Genomic DNA, 23547 nt, shown 5'->3' on the forward strand with positions numbered 1-23547 from the left:
ACAATAATTTGATTCTTGTGATCCTGTCATAATTTTAACTGCGCTTTTTTTAATGCTATTTCCGTTTCTATATGCTTTTTGTCCCTTTATTTACGGTCCGTATATTCAGTAAACAATCGTTCAATTTGAATTCGATCGTTCTCCCGCTATTCCCCCCAACATCTTCAGCAACGACTTGAATGCGCAAGTCAAGTAACTCTTTTTTGACTGCATCCACATTCCGGGGACCTATTCTCATTAAGTCCCCCCCTGAGGCAAATTGAAACATTTGCGCCCCGCCAGCCAACTTCGCTTTAAGAATGGCATTCTTGCGCCTTCTTTTACTAAGAGATGCACTAATTTCTTAACAGCCGTATCCGCAAATTTAGCAACATTGATCTGACCCGATTTAGCGAGTGAAGAGTCAGGCAACATGACGTGAGCCAAACCGGCAATCCCTTTTTTTTCGTCATAAATCACAAGACCAACACAAGACCCTAGCCCGGAAGTACGGATCGAATGGGGAGGTTTTATAATATTCATATCCGCTATTCCGACCTTCACAACCTTGACATGTAACAAATCAGTCATTTAGTGTCACTCCCAAAGCGGCAAAAATGATATCGAAAAATTCAGGATCAGGCAATAAAAAGAAATGACCATCAAAGGATTCCGCATGTAGCTGATCTTTTTCGAGGACCGTATCAATGACAATGGCTGCGTCACTTACTTGGGATAATTCCAATAATCCATAGCTGATAGCCGCGCCTGCCATATCGATGCTCAATGACGGAACAGATGGATATAAATTCAATCCAGTGAAATCAGCTAGTGAAGATAGATAGGATCCCGATAATATATTCCCTAATTCCTGAAGACTAGAGAATGCCAATTCAGTATAGGGTGTAGAATCTATCGAAAAGGTTTCTTCACCAGTCATCTGTCGAATCAAGTATTGGGCTACTGGAAGCGTAAGGATTAAAAACATACTCCCAGATGCGTCACCTTCTATTCTAAGAAAAACGCTGGCAACGACGTGATCGGCCCCGCCGGCCATTTCCATCATTTCATCGAAGGATACGATTCGAACATTAGGAACATTCATATCTATTTTCCTATTAAGGATGGCTGAAAGCGCAGTTGCTGCATTTCCGGCTCCTATATTGCCAATTTCCTTCAAAATATCGAGTTGAAGAGGATTGATTTTTTCAATGAACGACATATGATTATCCTTCTTTTAACATATTTTCAGTCACTTCTAGACTTAATGCCTTTTCCAAATTAATTAAGACGAGCAGACGCTTTTCAATTTTTGCTACGCCGCTAATGTATTCTGAAGCCAAATGACCCACAACTTCAGGCTGCGGCTCAATACTATCCACTGGAATATCCAAAACATCATTAGCTGAATCCACTATTAACCCTACTTCCATATCATCCAGAATGACTATGATAATCCTTGTAGAATCATCGTATTCCACCTCTTCGAATCCAAAACGGACCCGTAAATCAATAATTGGGGTAATGACTCCCCTTAAATTGATGACTCCCTTAACAAACTGAACAGCCTTTGGGACTCTGGTTATATGCAGAAGCTTTTCAATTCCGCTCACTTTATCTACTGGAATGGCATATTCTTTATCTTTAATTTGAAATACGATTACTTTCATATCCTCCGACATCTATTCCCCTCCTCTTTGCAAAAAAATCATGATGATAGGTAAGCTAAATGTTAACCTGAAAGTGACACGGCTCTTCTTATTTTCCTATCAATCAATGAATCAATGTGTTGCAGTCTATGATTAAGGCTACTTGACCATCACCAAGAATCGTTGCCCCCGATATTGCAAATGCACTTGCTAAATAATTACCCAGTGATTTCAAAACGATTTCTAGCTGCCCGATAAATGAATCAACGACTAATCCTGCTAATTTATCTCCTTTTCTTACAATGACAACGGAGAGGAATTCTTCTTCTTCCTGACTGACAGGCACTTCAAAAATATCTTTCAAGAACAGAAGTGGCAGTACTTTCCCCCTGAAGTCAATAACTTGCTGGTTATGGGCATTCATGATATCTTCTCTTTTTATGATCGCAGTCTCTATAATAGAAGAAAGCGGTATAGCATATTTTTCGTTTTGAATCGCAACCAGCATGACTGAAATAATGGATAATGTAAGTGGAAGCTGAATAAGGAATATGGATCCTTCGTTCTCCTTGGAATCAATCGTGACTGAACCGCCCAGAGACTCGATTGTATTTTTGACTACATCCAGACCTACACCGCGCCCTGACACATCTGAAATGGTCTCTGCTGTTGAGAAACCAGAGGCGAATATCAATTCATAGATTTGCTTATCTGTTAGAGTGGAAGCCATTTCCCTAGTTAAAATCCCATTGGAAAGCGCCTTGTTCAAGACTCGCTCTTTATTGATGCCTGCCCCATCATCATCGATTTCAATGAAAACATGATTCCCGCTGTGATACGCTTTTAATTGGATTTTACCTTCTTCATTCTTCCCTTTCCCCAGACGTTCTTCAGGTGTTTCAATTCCATGATCCAGAGCGTTTCTTAATAAATGGACGAGAGGATCACCAATTTCATCAATGACTGTACGATCAAGTTCCGTTTCAGATCCGATGATTTCCAAATCAACTTTCTTGTTTAAATCCCTTGCTAATTGACGAACCATTTTTGGAAAACGATTGAATACCGTTTCCACAGGCACCATACGCATATTCAACACGATTGTTTGTAAATCACTCGTTATACGGGACATTCTTTCCACTGTTTCATGAAGTTCTTGATTATCCAAATCACTGGAAATTTGATTAAGTCTGCCTCTATCGATTACAAGTTCCTCGAATAAGTTCATTAATATATCCAGCCGTTCAATGTTTACCCGGATGGTCTTGCTTGACGCTGGCTTGACGGATGCCTGTTTTTTCTTCTCCTTATTATCAATTGGAATCTCGGCATCATTTCTCTCTTGTTCCTGTTTATTCACTGCAGTAATTTTATCCTCTTCAGTATTGTCCGCATGTCGCAAGCCTTCAAAATCAAGGGCATTCAGAACAACTCGATCCACTTCAGAAACCTTCATGATTTTTTTCTGTAGCTCTTCAGCCGATTCTCTTGTTACCATCGTGATTGTGAATTGTTGATCGAACTGCTCTTCTTCCAAAAGTTCAACGGGTGGATGCGACTTGATTACTTCACCTGATTTTTCAAGCACTTCAAATACCATAAACACGCGGGCAGCTTTTAAAAGACAGTCTTCACGCAAACCTATCGAAATTTCAAAGCTGTTGAACCCCTGCTCTTTGGACTGCTGGAGCACTGTCCATTCAAATTCATCGTACTCCCCCGCAGTCATTTCTTCCTTTCCAAGAACGGCAGAAGCTGCTGCAACCTCTGCAATGGAGGATGATAAAACTTGGAACTCCCCTTTTTCAATCAATTCAAGTTGATTGACAACCTTCACTACATCCCTTTTTCCATCTCCACCTTCAGCAATGGACATGACCATCGCCTCTAAATCATCGACCGCTAAAAATATCACATCAAACAATTCAGGCGTAAGTATGATTTGACTGTTTCGGATTGCATCTAAAACATTCTCCATTTTATGGGTTAAATTGGCTAAATCCTCATACCCCATAGTTGCCGACATCCCTTTTAAGGTGTGAGCGGAACGAAAGATTTCATTTACAATCGAGAGGTCTTCCGGGTTCTTTTCAAATACAAGCAACTGTTCGCTGCATGTTTGAAGATGTTCTTTACTTTCTTCTATAAATACCTCTAGATACTGATTCATATCCATACAATCTCCACCTCCACGTGTTAACAATAGCTTATTATCGCTTTAGCTATCTTTTCCACATCCTCTATGTTGTCTATTAAATTGGTACTGATTGCTGCTTTCGGCATACCAAAAACGATTGATGTCTCCTGTGATTCGGCTATCGCTTTTAAAGGACCCTTTTGTTTCAACCGCTTAAGCCCTAACGTCCCATCCATACCCATCCCGGTCATGATAACGGCTATTTTCGCAAGATCCTTAATTTCACTTACTGATTCAAATAGAACATCCACCGACGGGCGATGTCCATTACGCAATTCGGTTTGATCCAAAAGGACTGCCCAACTCATTCCGACTTTCCTCACTTTCAAGTGAAAACCTCCAGGAGCGATGTAGGCGATTCCTTTTTGGATCAACTCCCCCTCTTCAGCTTCTTTCACTTGAATCTTACATAATGAATCCAGGCGTGTAGCCAAGGATTTTGTAAAACCGGGGGGCATGTGCTGGACAACAAGAATGGGCGCCTCAATATCTTCTGGCAGTTCTGTCAATACAGTCTGCAAAGCTTTTGGGCCACCTGTAGATGTACCAATGACTATAATCTTCTTATATCCATTGGACCATATTTTTTTATTTTTTTCGCTTTTTACCATTTCAATTGATTCTATTTTACTATACTCCAAAAAAAACGATGGGCTTCTTTCAATATTTAGAGCATTTTTTTGTAGTTTGTGAACATTTGCCCTGCTGGCTGCCATAACTTTCTCGTAAAGTTCTTTCTTAATTTTATGTAAATCCAGGGATATGGCACCTGATGGTTTAGCCACAAAGTCAAAGGCTCCACTATTCATGGCAGCAAATGTATTTTCCGTACCTATTTTCGTTGTACTTGATAGCATCACTACAGCGGTTGGACATTCATTCATGATCCGGTTTAATGCTTCCAAGCCGTCCAGAACCGGCATTTCCACATCCAAAGTCACGACATCTGGCTTTAAAGCCTTTATTTTATCTAAAGCTTCTATTCCATTTCTTGCAGTTCCGATGACTTCGACCTTGCTCTCCTCTGCTAAAAACTCTGAAATTAACTTTCTCATAAACGCAGAATCATCCACTATCAGCACTTTTACTTTATCCATATAAGGAGACCTACTTTCCAAGAAAATATCTCTTCATATTTCGGAGGAAATCGCTTTTTTGCAAAGTCACTTCTCCCTCAAATGAATGGTTTACATATCTCGATGCAATGTCCACAATTGCTTTGGATACATTGGCTTTTGAATCGAAAAGGATAAAGGGAATTTGTTTTGTAACAGCTCTTGAAACAGTTCTATCATCAGGTAAATACCCTAGTGCAACGGTTTCTAGACCCAAAAATTTCACTAGTGCATTTTGGAGCCGCTCTATCGTTTCTTTCCCGTCCTTACTCGTGAAAACCCTATTGCAAACAAGGAAAAGTGGAATACCTTTATTGACTGAATGAATATATTTCATTGCGGAGTATGCATCCATGATAGAAGTCGGTTCAGGCGTCGTAATAACGAATAATTCATCCACACATAATATGAATTTGATCGAATCCTGAGTTATACCAGCACCCATATCAAATAAAATATAATCGTAGTTCGCCAACAATGAAATGAATTCTTCATTAAAGCGGGTATAGCTTTCTTCATCTAGTGAAAAGAGATTCGTCAGCCCTGTTCCACCAGTAATGATGGAAATGTTCCCGGGACCTTCGGTGATAATATCCTTCAAACAACAATCATTTTCAAAGAAATCAATAATACTGAGGGGGGAATGTTGCCCAATCAATATATCAATATTCCCCATGCCGATATCCATGTCGAATACCAGGACCCTTTTCCCCCTTTTGGAAAGGGCTATGGAAAAGTTCAGGGAAAAGTTTGATTTTCCCACTCCACCTTTGCCACTTAAAACGGCAATTGTCCTAGCCATTGATTGATTATGACGGGCTTCCAATCGTCTTCGTAAGTTCTCAGCTTGATCATTCAAATTTTTCAGCCCCAAAAGCCATTTTCAATACCTGTGATGAAGTAGCTATTTCAATATCGTCTGGCACATTCTGTCCATTTGTTATATAAGCGGCTCCTAATTTATGAGCGTGTATAAAATTAAATATTGCTCCGAAAGTGGAAGTCTCGTCCGCTTTTGTAAAAATGACCTGTTTAATCGGTATGGCCGAAAACTGCCGATAAATATCTTCCATATCCTTTTGCTTAGAGGTTAATGACAACACTAAATAGGTTTCCATCTCATCTGTAAAATGGATGATTTCATGAAGGTCTTTTACATATTGCGGGTTACGGAAATTTCTCCCGGCCGTATCTATAAAGACGTAATCATAGTGGGAGAAGCGTTCAGCCGCCTTTTTGAAATCTTCCAAATTATAAGCGACTTCAATCGGAACGTTTAAAATCTTTGCATATGTCTTAAGCTGATCTATTGCAGCAATCCTGTACGTATCCGTCGTAATGAACGCCACTTTTTTATCATGCTTCAACATGGTTTCCGCAGCTACTTTTGCAAGAGTGGTAGTCTTTCCCACTCCTGTTGGACCAACAATATTAATATATTTTTTTTGCAGCCCTTGTTTTCCATTTTCAACCTTATCCAGAATCCCGAACATGGCTTCTTCCAACCAAACCTGAACTTCTTCATCAGTGGCTTTTTGTTTGAAAATAAACCATTTTTGAAGTAGTTCTTCCAAGATTTGTGACCGCAGTGATATATCCACTTCCTGCTCCGTTAGGTAATCGTGGATTTTCTGAAGTTTTTCTGGATATTCCCTACCAGATGAATTGATTTGTATATTTTTGATCATTTCTTTCAAACCTTCGATTTCTTGTAATAAATCAGAACTTGCCCTTTTGTTTTCATTAAAATCAGGTGCACTTTCCAATTCCGGTTTCAAAGGCACCCTCTTCGTTTTTTGTTTACTTACCGTTTGGTTAGGTTGGGAAACTGGATCAATGGCTGCAATGACTTCAATATTCCTCTTTTTGAATAATCCTAGGAAGCCACTAGTATATACAGGCTTTGAACTTAGGATGACCGCATCACTGCCTAGTTCCACCCTTATTCGCTTCATCGCCTCGCTCATTGATGGTGCCAAATATTTCTTTACCTTCAATCGATATTCACCACCCCTACACTTTGTACTTCTACATTGGATTCAAGCTCATTGTATGAAAGAATCGGTACATTAGGAAAATAACGTTCCGTTAATTGCCTGGCATACATCCTTACTGCTGGAGAGCAGAGTAAGATCGGTTGGTGATCCATTAATGTCAGCTCTTCCAATTTCGCAGCAATTGCCTCCAATATAGATTGCGATACAGTTGGATCAAGTGATAAAAAGTTACCATGTTCAGTTTGCTGAACACCATCCGCTATTGTTTTTTCCACTTTACCCGATAATGTTATGACTTTAATTCTATTTTCATCTGTAATAAAAGAATTCGTTATTTGTCTGGCTAGATTTTGACGTACATATTCAGTAAGTAAATCTGTGTCAGTCGATAACTTCCCATAATCCGCAAGTGTTTCGAAAATGATCGGCAAATTCCTTATAGAGACTTTTTCCTTCAATAACTTTGCCAATACCTTTTGTACATCGCCAATCGACAAGGGATTCGGGGTGACTTCCTCTACAAGTATCGGGGAAGATTCATGGAGATGATCGATCAATTGTTTCGTTTCCTGCCTGCCTAATAATTCCTGTGCATTGGCCTTTATGACTTCCGTCAAGTGAGTGGATACTACACTTGGGGGGTCTACAACCGTATATCCCATCATCTCCGCATGTTCCTTCATATCTTCCGTGATCCATTTGGCTGGTAAACCGAAGGATGGTTCTATCGTATCGATTCCCTCTATTGAATCATCCTCTATCCCCGGGCTCATGGCCAAGAAATGATTAAGAAGCAATTCCCCTTTAGCCATGACACTTCCTTTAATTTTCAGCCGATACTCATTAGGGTTCAACTGAATGTTATCACGTATTCTGACGACAGGAATGACAAGCCCCAATTCAATAGCAAGCTGTCTGCGGATCATGACGACTCGATCAAGCAAGTCCCCCCCTTGATTGGCGTCTGCAAGTGGAATCAGTCCATATCCAAACTCAAATTCAATCGGATCAACACTTAAAAGGTTAACGACGCTTTCTGGACTTTTCATTTCATCGGTTTCCAGCACCTCTTCCATTTCTTGTATTTCACTCTCATCCTGCTTTGGTATCCTTGAAATTGTATACCCGCCAATGACTAATAAAGCAGCAATCGGCAATGTGAATAATTCGGAAATGGGAGTGAATAACCCTAGCAGAAAAATGGTCGCTGCTGTTAAGTAGAGCATTTTAGGAAATTGAAATAACTGTTCAACAATATCTGCTCCGAGGTTGCCATTCGAGGCTGCCCGGGTTACGACTATTCCTGTTGCTGTGGAAATCAATAAGGCAGGCACCTGACTGACGATACCATCACCAACTGATAACATCGAAAAATGTACGGCGGACTCTGCAAAAGTCATGTCCAATTGCATGATGCCAATGATCATACCAAAAATTAAGTTAATGATGACAATGATGATGCCAGCAATGGCGTCCCCTTTAACAAACTTACTTGCCCCATCCATGGAGCCATAAAAGTCTGCTTCGTTGCTTATTTTTTCCCTTCTGACACGTGCTTCGTTTTCGGAAATCATCCCAGCATTTAAATCTGCATCAATGGCCATCTGTTTCCCTGGCATCGCATCTAGCGTAAACCTGGCAGCCACCTCGGAGACCCGTTCCGATCCTTTCGTGATGACAATGAAATTGATGATGACCAAAATGATGAACACAACCAATCCTACAAGTACGTTACCTCCGACTACAAACGATCCAAAGGTTTCTACAACTCCTCCAGCATCACCATAGGTCAAAATGGAACGAGTCGTCGAAACATTCAACCCTAGCCTGAACAATGTCAGTAAAAGGAGTAATGAAGGAAAGATAGAAAATTCGAGAGGTTCTTTCATATTCATCGTAGTCAATAGAACCAGCAGCGCAAGAGAGATATTTAAGAGGAGTAAAATACTTAACAACCATGTTGGCAATGGAATGACCAACATGGCAACGATCAGGATGACGCTCGATATAACAACTAAATCTCTTGCTCGCATGTTTATCTCTCCTAACTAACGGGTTACCTGTTACTTCTTTACAGCTTACCTTTGGTTTTATATACAAAGGCGAGTATTTCAGCGACCGCCTTAAAGAACTCCTCAGGTATCGCCTGGCTTAATTCCGCTTGATCATATAAAGACCTTGCCAAAGGCCGATTTTCCACCATGATCACATCGTTTTCTTTTGCAATAAATTTAATTTTCTGAGCAACAAAATCAACGCCTTTTGCTACTACAACCGGAGCCTCTGCCTTATCTTCATCATATTTTAAAGCAATTGCAAAATGCGTCGGATTAGTGATGACGACATCCGCATTGGGAATTTCCTGCATCATTCTTTGAGCCGCCATCTGCCTTTGCTTTTGCTTGATCTTGGATTTGATAAGTGGGTCCCCTTCGGAATTTTTATATTCATCCTTAATATCCTGTTTGGACATTCGGATGTTTTTTTCAAAGTCATATTTTTGATACAAATAGTCTAATAGCGCGATGAACAATAAAGCCACGGCAGCATAAAACCCAACTTTAATCGTAATATCCGCCAATGTTGACATCGCTTCTTCCACAGATGTCTGTGATAAAATCATAATCTCGTCCATACGTTGCCAAAGTACATAAAAGGCAACAAAACCAACAAAAGATATTTTAAGTATGGATTTCAATAGTTCAACAATGGCTCTCATGGAAAAAATACGTTTGAACCCTTTTATGGGATCCAATTTTTCAAGTTTGAACTGAATGGATTCTGCTGAAAACATAAACCCAATTTGCATGACATTCGCCAAGATCCCAGCCACTATTGCTGCTGCAAAAACGGGCCCAAGGACCAGACCCATCTCCTTCAAAACCTCAATCATGATAATTTGTACATTTTCCTCGCTGAATCCAGCCAGAGTAAAATGTTGCAGATATTCTTTCATGAGTCCGAGCAAATGCTTGTACATATAGGGCCCCATGATAAATAGCACTGCAAATACAGCAATTAAATTCACAGACGTATTTACATCCTGACTCTTTGCCACCTGTCCTTTTTTCTTCGAATCCTGACGTTTTTTTGGAGTCGCCTTTTCGGTCTTCTCACCAGCGAAAAACTGTAAATCCAGTTGAAATCTCTCTATATCAAACGCCTCCAATCAGCTGCATTAGATGACGCATCGTCAAAAGCAAGAAATTGAAAAGTTGGGTGACAACCGTCATCATCATCCCCATAACCAGTACTATGATCGCTAAGCCAGCTATGATTTTCACTGGAATTCCGACAACGAACACATTTAATTGAGGAACTGTCCTTGCCAGGATTCCCAGTGTGACATCCACTAAAAAAATGCTCCCCACCACTGGCATGGACATTTGAAAAGCAATCATGAAGGCTTTGCTGAACGCTTTGGCCAAGTATTCTATCAATGTATGATCTCCGAATGGTACGAATAATTGGTCAATCGGGATGAACTGATAACTGTAAAAGATTCCATCCAAAAGCAAATGATGGCCGTTTGTGCTTAATAGGAATAATAAAGCGATTGTATAAAGGTATTGTCCCAACAACGGGCTTTGAGCCCCAGTTTGGGGATCGATGACATTAGCAATTGAAAAACCCAACTGAAAATCAATCAATCCACCTGCGATTTGAACGGCCGATAAAATCATATAGGCAGCGAATCCTATGAAAAGTCCAACAAGCGCTTCCTTAATGATTAATAAATAAAATGTGACATCCAAGTCCAGAACAGGGGCTTCAATGGTATAGTACATGATCCAGGCAAGAAAGATTCCAAGCCCTACACGATGTTGAATCGGTATTGAACGATACGAAAAAATCGGCATAGCCACAAAAAACGTAGTGACCCTGACCACAATTAATAAAAAGGCGGGAAAGTGCGGAAATATTTCCTCCATGCCCTACCCTACAAATCGATTCAGGTTACCGAATATTTCATTGGCGTATGATAACAGATGGCTCAGCATCCATGGAGCCAGTAAAATGAGCCCCAATAAGACTGCCACGATTTTTGGAACGAATGCCAAGGTTTGTTCCTGAATCTGGGTAGTCGCCTGAAAGATACTTACTAATAGGCCTACAATAAGAGCGATTACCATCAATGGGCCAGCGATAATCAATACCATATAAATTCCTTTTTCTGCTACATCAATAACAAACTCTGCACTCATTTTTTCTCACCTGCTTAAAAACTCTGTAATAAAGACTTCACTACTAAATACCATCCGTCAACTAGAATGAACAGGAGGATTTTAAATGGGAGGGAAACCATGACTGGCGGTAACATCATCATCCCCATCGACATCAGGACACTTGCAACTACCATATCAATCACCAGAAATGGTATGAAAATCATAAAACCTATTTGAAATGCTGTTTTGATTTCACTGATTGCAAAAGCTGGTACAAATGCAGTCAAGGGAATGTCCTGTACCGTTTCCGGCTTATCCACCTTGGCATATTCCAAAAATAATGCCAGATCCTTTTGCCTTGTATGCGCACTCATGAATTCCTTAAAAGGTATGGAGGCCTGCACATATGCCTCTTCTAAATCTATTTCTTCATTAAATAACGGAGTTAATGCTTTCTCATTCACTTCCTGAAAAGTCGGTGCCATTATAAAAAAGGTCATGAAAAGAGCTAGTCCGACCAGTACCTGATTCGGAGGCATCTGCTGTGTAGCTAGCGATGTTCTTACAAAACTCAGGACAATGATGATTCTTGTAAAACACGTCATCAGGATCAATATGCTTGGAGCCAGCGATAATACGGTCATTAGAAGAACAAGCTTGACGGAAGTAGAGACATTAGTGGGATCACTGTTATTGAAAAACTCCATGAACTCATTCATTCATTGTCTTTTCCTTTCCTATCAAGCTCATTTAATAGCTTCTTCCTGCTATCAGACATTTGATCAAGTTGACTTTCGAGCTCTGAAGAAAAACTAGCGGTTTCGGATTCTCTATTCTTCAACCACTTATTTTTCAATTTAGCTGCAAACTCCCCAGGCTGAATCATTTGATCCAACTTATCGTTATAATCTTTCAAAAGCTGTTCATATTCCAAAGGATCATCTATTTCTTTCAAGAGTTGAATATTTTCACCAACCCCGATTACCAATATTCGCCCTCCGATTTTAACAAGTTGAACAGAACGATTTGCACCAAGGCTCGTACCGCCTAAATTCTCTACAGAATTTGCCTTTTGGTACGATTTACTCTTTTTATTGATGAACTTCAATATGATATACAGAAGTGCCACTACAAAAATAGTAGCAAATATCATCCTGAGAAATTCCCAAACGGTAATCCCGACTTTATCCGGATTAGAAGCCTGATTGTTAGATTGAGAGTCTATCGATTTTTCATTATCTACTTTCTGATCATCTGGCTGCTCATAAACTTCCTTCACTGTTTTATCTAGATCTTCCGCATGGGCCGGAATGGCCCCAGAGAAGAGTACTGCTATCATCAGTGGGACCTGAAGCCATTTTTTTATAAAAAACAATATGAAGACACCCTCTTAACTTAATGCTTTATTTATGGCTTCCAATACCCGGTCAGCCTGGAATGGCTTCACGATAAAGTCCTTGGCGCCCGCCTGGATTGCATCAATGACCATGGCTTGTTGCCCCATCGCTGAACACATAATGACCTTAGCTTGAGGATTCACCTTTTTTATTTCTTTTAAAGCTGTAATTCCATCCATTTCAGGCATGGTAATATCCATCGTTACAAGATCCGGATGTGTTTCTTTATATTTTTCCACGGCTTGCGCGCCATCTGCTGCTTCACCGACAATTTCAAAACCATTTTTAGAAAGGATATCCTTTATCATCATTCTCATAAATGCTGCATCGTCCACAATTAAAATTCTATTCGCCATTCTTTTCGTCCCCCAAATTTATCTAATTTTATTTAATCTGTCGCTTTGGCTCATGATATCCGTAACACGGACTCCAAAGTTTTCATCAATCACTACTACTTCGCCTTTTGCTATCAAGCGACTGTTTACCAGGATATCCACTGGCTCGCCGGCCAACTTATCCAATTCGATTATCGAACCGGACGACAGCTCCAAAATATCCTTGACAGAACGCTTCGTTCTTCCGAGCTCCACTGTTACTTGCAATGGAATATCCATCAGCATGCTGAGATTTTTCGTTTCAGTCTCTTGAAGCTGAAAGGGCTGGAAACTAGTGAAACTGGCAGGCTGAACATTTACCGGCTGACCTGTTGGTACAGATGAACCTCCAAAATGTTGCGGCACATCCGGTATTTGGTTCGTAGGTTGAGTTTGATAACCACCTTGTCCATTGAACTCATTTGCCGTTTGGTTCGTTCCAGCGTACTGAAATTGGTCAGGCTCCTGGGATGGATTGTTTATAACTGGATCACTTAATACTTTTTCCGTTTTCATTTCGGTTGGTTCGCTTGTTCCATTTAAAAGTTCAGAAACTAGTCCTTTAGCGAATTCTAAAGGCAGCATTTGCATGATGCTGGAATCAATTAACGTACCGACACGCAGACGGAAAGAGATTTTTGCAAATAAATCCTCATCTGGTATCGCATTTTCTCCTTCACCATTTAAAAAGTTAAGTAAATCTATGCTTGGCGGAGAAATATCAACTTTTTTACTAAAAATAGTCGACATGGATGTCGCTGCCGAACCCATCATTTGGTTCATGGCTTCCTGGACCGCACTCAATTGAATTTCCCCCAGCATGTCTGAAGGATTTAGTCCATCACCGCCAAGCATCAAATCGGCTATGATAGCAGCATCGCTTTGCTTGATGACCAACATATTAATACCTGAAAATCCTTCTGTATATTGAACTTGAATCGCTACATACGGATAAGGGAATTCTTTCGAAATCTGGCCCTTTTCAATGACGGTGACCGTCGGGGTAGTTATATCCACTTTCTGATTCAATAACGTGGATAAGGCAGTTGCCGAACTTCCGAAAGAGATATTACCAATTTCACCGAGAGCATCGAGTTCCATCATTGATAAATAATCGTTCATCGAAAGAGTGTTCACCTCATCTTCTATATCACTTGTACCTTTCAAAAGGGCATCAATTTCGTCTTGTGAAAGCATTTCATCACTTACCATCTTCGTCTCCCCCTTTCAAAATATCAAGAATCTGGATGGCGTGTTTTTTACCTACTTTACCTGGCTGCGCACTATATTTTGGGATTCCTCCAATTTTTATCGTCAAAGGTTCATCGATTGCCTTATTTAAATCGATGACATCACCAACATCAAGCAGCAAAAAATCATGGATCGTGATATCTGTAGAACCAAGTTCAGAAATAATGGGAAGGTCTGCGTTTCGGATACGCTTTTCCAAAATCATGATTTCCTCTGGGATTTTTTCCTTTTGGGAAGTTTCCATCCAATAATGAGCAGATAACTTCGGTATGATAGGTTCTAAAACGACGTGAGGAATGCAAATATTAATCATCCCGCTCGTTTCACCGATTTGGGTATTCAAGGAAATGACAACAACAGTATCGTTGGGTGAAACCAGTTGAAGGAATTGTGGATTCACTTCGAACTCTGTCATCACAGGTTCGATTTCAACAATCGTTCCCCATGCCTCCTGTAAATTTTCAAAAGCCTTCTCGAATAAATTGGACATGATTTTCGTTTCTATTTCCGTTAAACTATCTACCTTATTAACGCTAATGCCCCGCCCTCCCAAAACTCGATCCATCATGGAATAGGCGATATTCGGGTTAACCTCAAGGATGATACGTCCATCTAAAGGCGGCACTTCAAACACATTCAGGATAGTCATTTTCGGAATTGAACGAATAAACTCTTCATATGGGATTTGGTCTGCCGAAGCAACGGAAATTTGAACATATGTCCTAAGCTGAGCCGAAAAGTAAGTGGTCAGCAACCTTGCAAAGTTTTCGTGTATCCTAGTCAAACTCCGGATTTGATCCTTTGAAAAGCGAAGTGCCCTTTTAAAGTCATACACTTTCACTCTTTTTTCTACTTCTTCTTTCTTTAAATCATCTGCATCCATTTCACCTGTGGAAATGGCCGATAACAAAGCATCGATTTCATTTTGCGATAATATTTCCCCGGACATTAACACTCACCTCCAAAGCTTCCCCTTCTTATTTAATGTAGCAAGGATGTTCTTATTGAAGAATCGAGGAGGTTATATAAACCTTTTCAACTTTTCCTTCTTCCATTAATTCATTCATTCTAGTCTTTAATGCATCTTGTAGTTTTTCCTTGCCCTTTTTACCCGTTAACTCTTCTGCTTTCATTTCGGATAGTTCCGTAATAATGATATTTTTCATCTGAAAGCTTCTTTTTTCCAACTCTTCTTTAGCTTTCTTATTTTCTGTTTGGACCATAAATGAGATTTTAATATAATCATTGCCGGCCAGATTCGTTGTAATTTCAGGAATTTCAACGGATGATTTGACAATTTCGTCAATGCTCGGTTTACCTTCGGCAGATGTGGGGTCAGATAACTTTGTCACAACCACGACCGCTATGACACCAACAAGTGTTATCGCCACAAGCATAATCATCATAATTGTCATTAATTTCTTTTTCATGTTCTTTCCTCCACATCATTGCGAAATCCGAGAATATTCACGGTACGATAAAATTGTATAATAGCTTCAACCATTTCCTCTTCCTTCTCAAGCACCACGATTTTCTTGCCATTTGTAAAAGTAATGGTCGTATCAGGCAATGATTCGACTGTATCTATGTACAATGCATTGATATGAAAGCATTTTCCATTGAGTCTTGTGACTTTGATAATGATATTTGGGAGCCAGAGCAAAAAGCAACTGGCTCCTCCCCCCCTTAACTTATCGTTTTAAGTTAACCAGTTCTTGTAAGATTTCATCCGATGTCGTGATAATCCGGGAATTCGACTGAAAACCACGTTGCGCAACGATCATTTCGGTAAACTCTTCAGATAAATCCACATTGGACATTTCCAATGAGCCTGATGCAATCATTCCGCGACCCTCACCTGCGATATTGATGTTTGCAGTCCCTGAATTGATTGATTCCTGAAAAGTATTACCACCTGTTTTCGTCAAGACGGATGAATTGGAAAACTTGGCAACGGCCAGTTGGCCTAATGTTGTGATGAGCCCGTTGGAATACACGCCATTTATTTCTCCCGATGAACCAATATTAAAACTCTCGAGTTTCCCTTCCTTATTGCCATTCGGATTGACCAGAGCAGTCGTAGACCCTTTTACTTGAGTGAGTTTTGAGAAATCAAAATCCAATTTAACTTTTTGAATGCTTTCATCAACTGCTGTATTCGTGTCGTCCTCTTTGCCGCTTGTAATGCTAAGGGTTTGGTTTGCCTTATTTTTATCCGCAGCCACTATCTGACCATTTGCATCGAAACTCACTGAAGTGAACGGTTTTGGTTTAGTTGCAGAAGCATCCCCCAAAGCAGCAGGTTCTTCATCAAAAAGCTCCCATTTATTATCACCTGTTTTTTGGAAGTAGATAGTTGCCGTCTGTTCTTTCCCCTTATCGTCAACGACTTTTATTTGCTGGCTAAATACTGAACCATCAATGGCATCAGCAGCAAGGTTTTCACTTACTGATATTTTAGTCGTTGTTACAGCAGGTAAAATCGCATTGACATTAACAGCAACGTCACCGATCGTTTTTGATCGTTTTCCGTTTTCATCAACCTTGTAGGCTTGTACTTTCAGACCATTCGAGTTGACAAGCGTACCATTATCATCCAGATAGAAGTTTCCTGCTCGTGTATAGGAAAGTGCATCGCCTTGCTTGACGATGAAATAACCATCCCCGGATATTCCTAAGTCAAGATCGCGACCGGTAGTTTGCAAGCTTGATTGCGAATGGATGGTATCGATTGTAGCAATCGTCGAACCCAATCCAATTTGTTTAGAGTTAGTTCCACCTTTATTGGCTGTTGCTGCACTTGCACCAGATACGGTTTGGTTCATCGCATCGCTGAATGTCACCCGGCTTTTTTTGAAACCGTAAGTATTGACATTGGCGACATTATTACCGATAACATCCAATTTTGTTTGTAAGTTTTTTAATCCACTTATTCCTGAATACATCGAACGAAGCATGTAAAAGCTCCCCTTTCATATATCGACTGCTCCTGTCCTTTCACAGTCATGGCTTCCCATACTGGGTCCAGCCTATTAATCCAATTAATGTTGGTGAAAATTCAAGACGATGCTTCATCCCTGTCCATGACTGATGACGTTGTTTTTCGTGCTTTCAATCAACCGCATTTTCAGCATGTTTACTATTGATCAAATGCGATTGAAACCCTTGTTGAATCAACTGTCTTTGCCGCAAGGGCAAGCTTGTTCAAGACATCATCTGAGCGGAATTCGCTCGAAAACCAAGTTTCATATTCCGCCCTCTTAAGCTCCAGCGATTTTAGTCAATTGATCTGATGATAGCTTGGTGTTGCTTTCATCATCCACTTCAATTTGCAGTTTGCCATTATTCATGGAAACAGAGATAACGACTGCAGATGACTCCCCATTTTTTTCATCCTTCCAAGAAACACGCTTGCCTATTAGCTCACTAGCCTCCGTTAAGCTATTGGATGCGGTACTTCGCTGCTCCATGGCCGAAATGTTCGCTGGCTCAAGTTTTGTGCCATCTTCTAAGATAAAATAAACACTATCACCCTTATATTGAATGGATTTCACGACGCCTGTCCCTTCTTCTATCGCAAGATCATCATCACCTTCATTTAATTTATGCCAAGTGACTTCCTTACCGACAAAAGTGTTATAGTTCATTAAACTATTTTGTTGATTGTTCCCGATTATTTTTTCAAGTTGGACTCCCATATTCATCATCTGTTCCAGAGAAGAAAAAGTGGCCATTTGAGCGATGAATTCTGTATTGTCCATAGGGCTTGACGGATCTTGGTTTTGAAGCTGGGTAAGCAATAATTTCAAGAAATCATCTTTTCCCAATGAATCCCCAGTATTTCTATTACCATTTTGATAGTTTGATAATAAGAGTGATGTATCGATGGTCGTCACTTTTTCACCTACACTTCCAGATTTAACAAAGCTTCAGCAAGGGAGCCTATAAATTCACTTTCTGTCTCATCATGGCTTTCTTCCTTACTCTCATGTTGATTAGGTTGTTCTTCCTCATCTTTGTGGTTGAATTTCTCAGAGGTAAAAGCATTGTACGCCTGTGAAATTTCAATTTTTTCGATTTGGATATTTTGACCGCTAAAGGCATGTTTTAAGCCGTGAATCTGTTTTTCCATCATATCTTTTGCCTGTGCTGTAGTAGCCATAATCTTAGCTGACAACATACCATCCTTTTGAATCAACTCGATTCTAAGTGACCCTAGATGTTCTGGATTCAATCTGATCAACAGTTTATTTACACCGTTCATTCCGCTGAAATTCGCCTTACTTAGAATATTTTCAAATTGTTTAATAAACTCTTCTTGGCTCACATTTTTCTCCCCAATGGATGGTGCTGTCAAGACGAATTGTTCCAGCTTTGTCATGTGAAAAGGCATACCAGAACCTTGAAAGTTACCACTATCAACTGTTTTCAAAGTGACAACGTTTGGGATTCTTCCAGCTTTACTTACCTTGGCACTTCCAGATAATTGTGAGAAGACGCTTTTCAATGTTTCGATTGGTTTATTCTGCCCTTTTTCCAAATTGCTGGAATTGTCAGGATCTGAATTTGTTTTTTGCTGATTGGACAGCCATTTTTCCAGTTTTCCCGTTATCCCTTCAAGCAGATTTTTCATTTGTTTCTGGATGGCCGCTTCATCTTGTTTCAAATCCTGATTCTCCGAGAGAAGATCTTGAATTTTCACCAGTTTCAAAAGGTTTACCACACCAGCTGTTGGAAGTTGCTTCCACTCTTCCTCTCTTAACACAGACACTTTTTTTAGGATGGTATACAGTTCCATGACATTGGCTGATAACAAACTTTGTGAACTTAGGCTCAAGTCATCTTGTTCTTTTTCCAAATCCGTTTCCTCTATGCTCTCAAAGAATTCCGTTAGCGCCCCTTCATCATTGCCGGTTACTTTTTTTAGTACCTGTAAAAGGTTGCTAACTTCTTCTTGGTTGTTTACTGAAGTATCATCAACAACACTCTCTTCGTCTGGATCACTTAACGTATCAAGTTTCAAAAATCCAAGCAAATCCCTTAAAGCAGACAATCTCGCTTCAGTGACGTCAGGGGATTCTGCATTCGATTGAATGGATGGTTCTGCCCCTACAGATTGAAGGAATGAACCAAACCCGGGATTCGTTTGCTGGTTAGGCTTTATTGATGCCTTTTGACTTACTGATGCCAAGGGGAGTAAAGAATTAATAGCTGAATTCATATTATTAACATCCTTCATCTTTCCTCTTGAGAACTTTGTTCCGTCAGTTTCTTCGTTAACCTTGCAGCATCTGCCGTTGTCATTTGCTCCAATACCTTCGCTAAAGTGGCTGCCTTCATACTTGAGAGAATCTCCATTGCGTCATCATCATTCATTTCTGTAAGGATAGGTGCAGATTTCTTAGGAGCCATGGTTTCATATGTACGGATTATTTCTTTAAACGCCTGTTTATTACCATTCTGACTATTCTTAAGTTGATTCATGTCTGTTTGAAGCTGCTGTTTTTCTAATTCTGCCTTTTCTATGACCTTGTCACGTGTATCAATGATGCTCTCGAGCTTGTCTATCTCTTTTTCCTTGTTTTCAATCTCCATTTCCAATTTTTCCAGCTTCAATGAAAGTTTCTCATCACTCTTGGCTGGGTTTCCTTTTTCTTCGCCCTTTTCATTCGATTCAATGAAGGGGATTTTTGCAGATATCTCTTTCACCTTCTCCCCTATATTGACCCCTGCAACCGTGAAAACGATTAGCACTACCACTACAGCAAAAATTAAAGGAATGAAGATAACAAGAAACCATTGAAACTTACTTATCTTGCTTTCCTCCAATTCTTCCAATCCATTAGATTCACTTTTTTTACGCATTCCATCACCTAACGCCTTTGCTTAAGAATTGCCGGATTGATATTTCATCCATTTGTTTATTCTCAGCTTCCTTTATGACTTCAAGGAATTTAAGAAAATCATTTTCTTTCATTTTCTCGTACTTTTTAACCTCAATATTTCTTTCCATTACTATATCCCGTTGAACATTCATCTTGTATCGTGCTTCAATGACATCCTGCTGACAATGGCTTAAGAGTTTTTCCAGGTTGTCCATAAATAGCTGATGATGTCGAATTTCCTGGACGGATAATCCATTTCGCAGTTTTTCCTGCTGAAATTCAAGCAACTCTTCTTTTTTCTTTAAGAGCTTATATAATTTCTCTGCCACTTCTTCAAACCTTTTTAAAGCAGCATTATATTTAGCCAGTGCATCGCTTTTTTCTTTTTCTTTGATGGTCAGGATCTTCTCGAATTTATATTGATAAATCATAACTATTAACTAATCACCTTTCTCCATCAATTCGACAAGGGCATTAATACTATCATTTTTGGGAGATTTCTCATGCGTTCCTTGCTTTAAAAATGAAATGATTTCCGGATAACGCGTAATGGAGGTATCAATTTGCTTTGAAGATCCCCTTTTATAAGCTCCTATATTAATTAAATCTTCCGACTCCATATAGGTTGATAAACTCGCTCTCAATTTTTCCGCAGATTTTTTATGCTTGTTCTCAACTATGTTATTCATGACACGGCTTATACTCTTTAATACATTGAGAGCTGGAAACTGTCCTTTATTTGCTAGATTTCGGTCCAGTATGAAGTGACCATCCAATATTCCCCTTACTGCATCAGCGATGGGCTCATTCATATCATCTCCGTCGACAAGAACCGTATAAAAAGCTGTAATGGTACCAAGTTGATTTGTTCCCGTTCTTTCCAGTAACCTTGGCAGGATGGCGAATACGGATGGCGTATATCCTTTGGTCGTCGGGGGTTCACCGATAGCAAGCCCAATTTCCCTCTGGGCCATCGCAACCCTTGTGACCGAGTCCATCATCAGCATTACATTCAATCCCTTATCACGAAAATATTCGGCGATGGCCGTTGCCGTTAAAGCACCTTTTATCCGCATAAGTGCTGGCTGATCAGACGTCGCTACAACAACGATTGATCGTGCTAGCCCTTCTGGTCCAAGGTCCCTCTCAATGAATTCCCGAACTTCACGGCCACGTTCTCCAACAAGGCCGATAACGTTTAAGTCAGCCGTCGTATTCCTTGCCACCATACCAAGCAACGTACTTTTCCCCACACCGCTCCCTGCAAAGATGCCTACACGCTGACCTTTTCCAACTGTCAATAAACTATCAATCACCCGTACTCCTACATCTATCGGTTCATTAATGGGAGGTCGTTTCATCGGATTTGGCGGGTCTTGATCCACCGGAACGGTAGCGAGGCCTTTCGGAAGCAGGGAATCATCAAGAGGATGACCCATTGGATCGACTACCTTGCCAATCAACCCACTGCCTACCTTTATCTCAAGGCTTCGTCCGCTTCCTTCAACGATACACCCCTGTGCAATATCACTGACTGCGGTAAATGGCATTAAAATAACAATTTCATCCCGAAAACCGACAACTTCGGCCAATATTCGATTTTTCTTTTTTTGTATACCAGTATAGATATAACAAATGTCGCCTACAGAGCTTTCAGGGCCTTGAGATTCTATCATTAAACCTACCACACGTTTTACCCGTCCATAATTTTTGAATGGATCGACTTCATCAATTAATGGCAAGAGGTCACTAGCTTTCATCTTTATCCCCTTCCAGCAGTTCAGTAAGTTTCACTTTTATTTCATGTAGCTGACTATCGACACTGGCATCTATCTTTCCTGTTTCGGATTCGATAATACAGCTGTCTTCTTCAAGTTCATCGTCTGGAAAGATATACAACTCTGTATCCTTTGGAAAGATGGAAATTAACTCTTCCCTATGGGAAAGAATAGATTGATATTGAACCGGGTGAATGTGCACTTGCACTTCCCTGTGATCCCTTACCTCTTTGATGGCTTTTTTGACGATGGATAAAAAAGATCCTTCATCTTTATCAAGCTGTTGCCCGATAATTTTTTCTGCCACTTTAACAGCAAGATTCAAAATAACGATTTCAGATGATTCGATATGCTGCCGATAATCTTTTTTTGCGGACTCTACCACTTCTTTTGCAAAAGCGATATCTCCTGCAATTTTGTTATAGCCCTTCTGGATGCCATCCTCCACTCCTTGCTGATACCCTTCTTTTTGAGCTTGTTCGATATATAAAACCTTTTCTTGATTTTTCCAATTTTCTCGATCTTGCTGGATTTCTGCAGCAATTGCTTGGGCTTTTTGTTTGGCATCAAGTAATAAAACTTCAGCTTCCTGTTTAGCATCGTTCAGAATATCATCAGATTGAAAATGGTGAAGGGGTTTCCCCTCATCCGCATTTTGAATAAAGTCAAACTGCCGAACTTTAATCGCTATCTTTTTACTTTTCTCGTGTTGTGCCTGCTGGGATTTTATAATCCTAGACAATGATATCATCCCCTCCACCGCGGGCAATCACAATATCTCCAGTTTCTTCCAGACGACGGATAACAGCGACGATTCTGGATTGTGCTTCTTCTACGTCACGTAAACGTACAGGCCCCATATATTCCATTTCTTCCTGGAACGTTTCAACCATACGTTTCGACATGTTTTGGAAAACGATTTCCTTCACCTCATCACTTGCCACTTTAAGGGAAAGTTTGAGATCCTCGTTTTCAGATTCCCTGACTACACGCTGAATCGCTCTGCCATCAAGTGTCACAATATCCTCAAACACAAACATCCGTTTCTTGATTTCCTCAGCAAGATCAGGGTCCTGGATTTCGAGTGCATCCAAAATCGTTCGTTCCGTCGACCGGTCTACTCCATTCAATACATCTACAACCGCTTCTACTCCACCAGTCTGTGTATAATCTTGTGTCACAGTCGCAGAAAGTTTCCTTTCTAGTATTTGCTCCACTTCATTGATGATTTCCGGCGACGTACTATCCATTAAAGCAATCCTTCTTGCAATATCCGCCTGCACCTCTTGCGGAAGTTCAGACAATATTTGTCCAGCCTGTGCAGGATCCAGATAGGACAAGATTAATGCAATCGTCTGCGGATGTTCGTTCTGGATGAAATTCAAGATCTGTCCTGGATCTGCCTTTCGTGCAAAGTCGAATGGGCGAACCTGTAAGGACGATGTTAAACGATTAATGATGGCCGTCGCCTGGTCTGACCCTAATGCCTTTTCAAGGACTTGCTTAGCGTATCCTATCCCCCCCTGCGAGATATAATCCTGAGCTAAAGCAATATTATGGAATTCTTCTAGGATTTCTTCTTTATCATGCGAATCCACTTTTCTAACTCCTGAAATTTCAAGGGTCAATCTCTCAATTTCCTCTTCAGAGAGGTGCTTATATACGGATGCAGAAACATCCGGGCCTAAGGAAATAAGGAGGATGGCAGCTTTCTGTTTGCCAGTCAATCCGGCCTTTTTTTTTCTGTCTGTCACTTGCA

At 40.3% G+C, this 23547-nt stretch carries 25 protein-coding genes and 1 pseudogene; all 26 read right to left on the minus strand.

The window, feature by feature from the left end:
- Positions 1-67 precede the first annotated feature (67 nt).
- A pseudogene (locus ACFWE9_RS03785) lies at positions 68-570 on the minus strand (chemotaxis protein CheD).
- Positions 563-1201 (minus strand): chemotaxis protein CheC, encoded by a 639-nt coding sequence (locus ACFWE9_RS03790; RefSeq protein ID WP_230158049.1) that lies wholly within the window; start codon positions 1199-1201, stop codon positions 563-565. Before ACFWE9_RS03790 ends, ACFWE9_RS03785 begins: the two are co-directional and overlap by 8 nt.
- A gap of 4 nt (positions 1202-1205) precedes the next feature.
- A complete protein-coding gene (locus ACFWE9_RS03795; RefSeq protein WP_230158051.1) occupies positions 1206-1661 on the minus strand; it encodes a chemotaxis protein CheW in 456 nt (151 codons plus the stop codon).
- A gap of 91 nt (positions 1662-1752) precedes the next feature.
- Positions 1753-3804: a chemotaxis protein CheW gene (locus ACFWE9_RS03800; RefSeq protein WP_377355662.1), complete on the minus strand. Its 2052-nt coding sequence runs from the start codon at positions 3802-3804 to the stop codon at positions 1753-1755.
- Positions 3805-3824: 20 nt separating this feature from the next.
- Positions 3825-4922 (minus strand): protein-glutamate methylesterase/protein-glutamine glutaminase, encoded by a 1098-nt coding sequence (locus ACFWE9_RS03805; RefSeq protein ID WP_377355664.1) that lies wholly within the window; start codon positions 4920-4922, stop codon positions 3825-3827.
- A gap of 10 nt (positions 4923-4932) precedes the next feature.
- Entirely contained in the window at positions 4933-5799 is an 867-nt protein-coding gene (locus ACFWE9_RS03810; RefSeq protein WP_377355666.1) for a MinD/ParA family protein, read from the minus strand.
- Complete coding sequence (gene flhF, locus ACFWE9_RS03815; protein WP_377355668.1) at positions 5792-6937, minus strand: flagellar biosynthesis GTPase FlhF; 1146 nt, start codon at positions 6935-6937, stop codon at positions 5792-5794. Before flhF ends, ACFWE9_RS03810 begins: the two co-directional genes overlap by 8 nt.
- Positions 6934-8970: a flagellar biosynthesis protein FlhA gene (gene flhA / locus ACFWE9_RS03820; protein ID WP_377355670.1), complete on the minus strand. Its 2037-nt coding sequence runs from the start codon at positions 8968-8970 to the stop codon at positions 6934-6936. The genes flhF and flhA overlap by 4 nt, the downstream gene beginning before the upstream one ends.
- Positions 8971-9008: 38 nt before the next feature.
- Positions 9009-10091 (minus strand): flagellar biosynthesis protein FlhB, encoded by a 1083-nt coding sequence (gene flhB, locus ACFWE9_RS03825; RefSeq protein ID WP_230158058.1) that lies wholly within the window; start codon positions 10089-10091, stop codon positions 9009-9011.
- A 1-nt stretch (position 10092) separates the two neighbouring features.
- On the minus strand, positions 10093-10869 hold the full coding sequence (gene fliR / locus ACFWE9_RS03830; RefSeq protein WP_230158059.1) for a flagellar biosynthetic protein FliR: 777 nt from the start codon (positions 10867-10869) through the stop codon (positions 10093-10095).
- Positions 10870-10872: 3 nt separating this feature from the next.
- Positions 10873-11142: a flagellar biosynthesis protein FliQ gene (gene fliQ, locus ACFWE9_RS03835; RefSeq protein ID WP_230158060.1), complete on the minus strand. Its 270-nt coding sequence runs from the start codon at positions 11140-11142 to the stop codon at positions 10873-10875.
- Positions 11143-11156: 14 nt separating this feature from the next.
- Positions 11157-11822 carry a flagellar type III secretion system pore protein FliP gene (gene fliP / locus ACFWE9_RS03840; RefSeq protein ID WP_377355672.1) on the minus strand — a complete coding sequence of 222 codons (666 nt, stop codon included), beginning with the start codon at positions 11820-11822 and terminating at the stop codon, positions 11157-11159.
- A complete protein-coding gene (locus tag ACFWE9_RS03845; RefSeq protein ID WP_377355674.1) occupies positions 11819-12478 on the minus strand; it encodes a flagellar biosynthetic protein FliO in 660 nt (219 codons plus the stop codon). Before ACFWE9_RS03845 ends, fliP begins: the two co-directional genes overlap by 4 nt.
- A gap of 15 nt (positions 12479-12493) precedes the next feature.
- A complete protein-coding gene (gene cheY / locus ACFWE9_RS03850) occupies positions 12494-12856 on the minus strand; it encodes a chemotaxis protein CheY (protein WP_063231856.1) in 363 nt (120 codons plus the stop codon).
- A gap of 18 nt (positions 12857-12874) precedes the next feature.
- On the minus strand, positions 12875-14086 hold the full coding sequence (gene fliY / locus ACFWE9_RS03855) for a flagellar motor switch phosphatase FliY (RefSeq protein WP_230158079.1): 1212 nt from the start codon (positions 14084-14086) through the stop codon (positions 12875-12877).
- Positions 14076-15074: a flagellar motor switch protein FliM gene (gene fliM / locus ACFWE9_RS03860; protein WP_230158081.1), complete on the minus strand. Its 999-nt coding sequence runs from the start codon at positions 15072-15074 to the stop codon at positions 14076-14078. Before fliM ends, fliY begins: the two co-directional genes overlap by 11 nt.
- Positions 15075-15126: 52 nt before the next feature.
- Complete coding sequence (fliL, locus tag ACFWE9_RS03865) at positions 15127-15555, minus strand: flagellar basal body-associated protein FliL (protein ID WP_230158083.1); 429 nt, start codon at positions 15553-15555, stop codon at positions 15127-15129.
- Positions 15552-15767 carry a flagellar FlbD family protein gene (locus ACFWE9_RS03870; protein ID WP_230158272.1) on the minus strand — a complete coding sequence of 72 codons (216 nt, stop codon included), beginning with the start codon at positions 15765-15767 and terminating at the stop codon, positions 15552-15554. The genes fliL and ACFWE9_RS03870 overlap by 4 nt, the downstream gene beginning before the upstream one ends.
- Before the next feature lie 49 nt (positions 15768-15816).
- Entirely contained in the window at positions 15817-17082 is a 1266-nt protein-coding gene (locus ACFWE9_RS03875; RefSeq protein WP_377355677.1) for a flagellar hook protein FlgE, read from the minus strand.
- A 303-nt stretch (positions 17083-17385) separates the two neighbouring features.
- Positions 17386-18021, minus strand: a complete 636-nt coding sequence (gene flgD / locus ACFWE9_RS03880) for a flagellar hook assembly protein FlgD (protein ID WP_230158087.1) — start codon at positions 18019-18021, stop codon at positions 17386-17388.
- An 8-nt stretch (positions 18022-18029) separates the two neighbouring features.
- Positions 18030-19346, minus strand: coding sequence for a flagellar hook-length control protein FliK (locus tag ACFWE9_RS03885; protein WP_377355679.1), 1317 nt, complete (start codon positions 19344-19346; stop codon positions 18030-18032).
- 14 nt (positions 19347-19360) lie between these two features.
- On the minus strand, positions 19361-19990 hold the full coding sequence (locus ACFWE9_RS03890) for a MotE family protein (RefSeq protein WP_377355681.1): 630 nt from the start codon (positions 19988-19990) through the stop codon (positions 19361-19363).
- Between the two features lie 4 nt (positions 19991-19994).
- Positions 19995-20441 (minus strand): flagellar export protein FliJ, encoded by a 447-nt coding sequence (gene fliJ / locus ACFWE9_RS03895; RefSeq protein ID WP_230158093.1) that lies wholly within the window; start codon positions 20439-20441, stop codon positions 19995-19997.
- A gap of 9 nt (positions 20442-20450) precedes the next feature.
- On the minus strand, positions 20451-21770 hold the full coding sequence (fliI, locus tag ACFWE9_RS03900) for a flagellar protein export ATPase FliI (RefSeq protein ID WP_230158094.1): 1320 nt from the start codon (positions 21768-21770) through the stop codon (positions 20451-20453).
- Entirely contained in the window at positions 21760-22530 is a 771-nt protein-coding gene (fliH, locus tag ACFWE9_RS03905) for a flagellar assembly protein FliH (protein WP_230158096.1), read from the minus strand. Before fliH ends, fliI begins: the two co-directional genes overlap by 11 nt.
- The gene (fliG, locus tag ACFWE9_RS03910; RefSeq protein ID WP_230158098.1) at positions 22523-23542 is read right to left on the minus strand and encodes a flagellar motor switch protein FliG; all 1020 of its coding nucleotides are present in this window, start codon (positions 23540-23542) and stop codon (positions 22523-22525) included. The genes fliH and fliG overlap by 8 nt, the downstream gene beginning before the upstream one ends.
- Positions 23543-23547 lie beyond the last annotated feature (5 nt).

This window comes from Peribacillus sp. NPDC060253 (genome assembly GCF_042727425.1).
Lineage (GTDB): Bacteria > Bacillota > Bacilli > Bacillales > DSM-1321 > Peribacillus.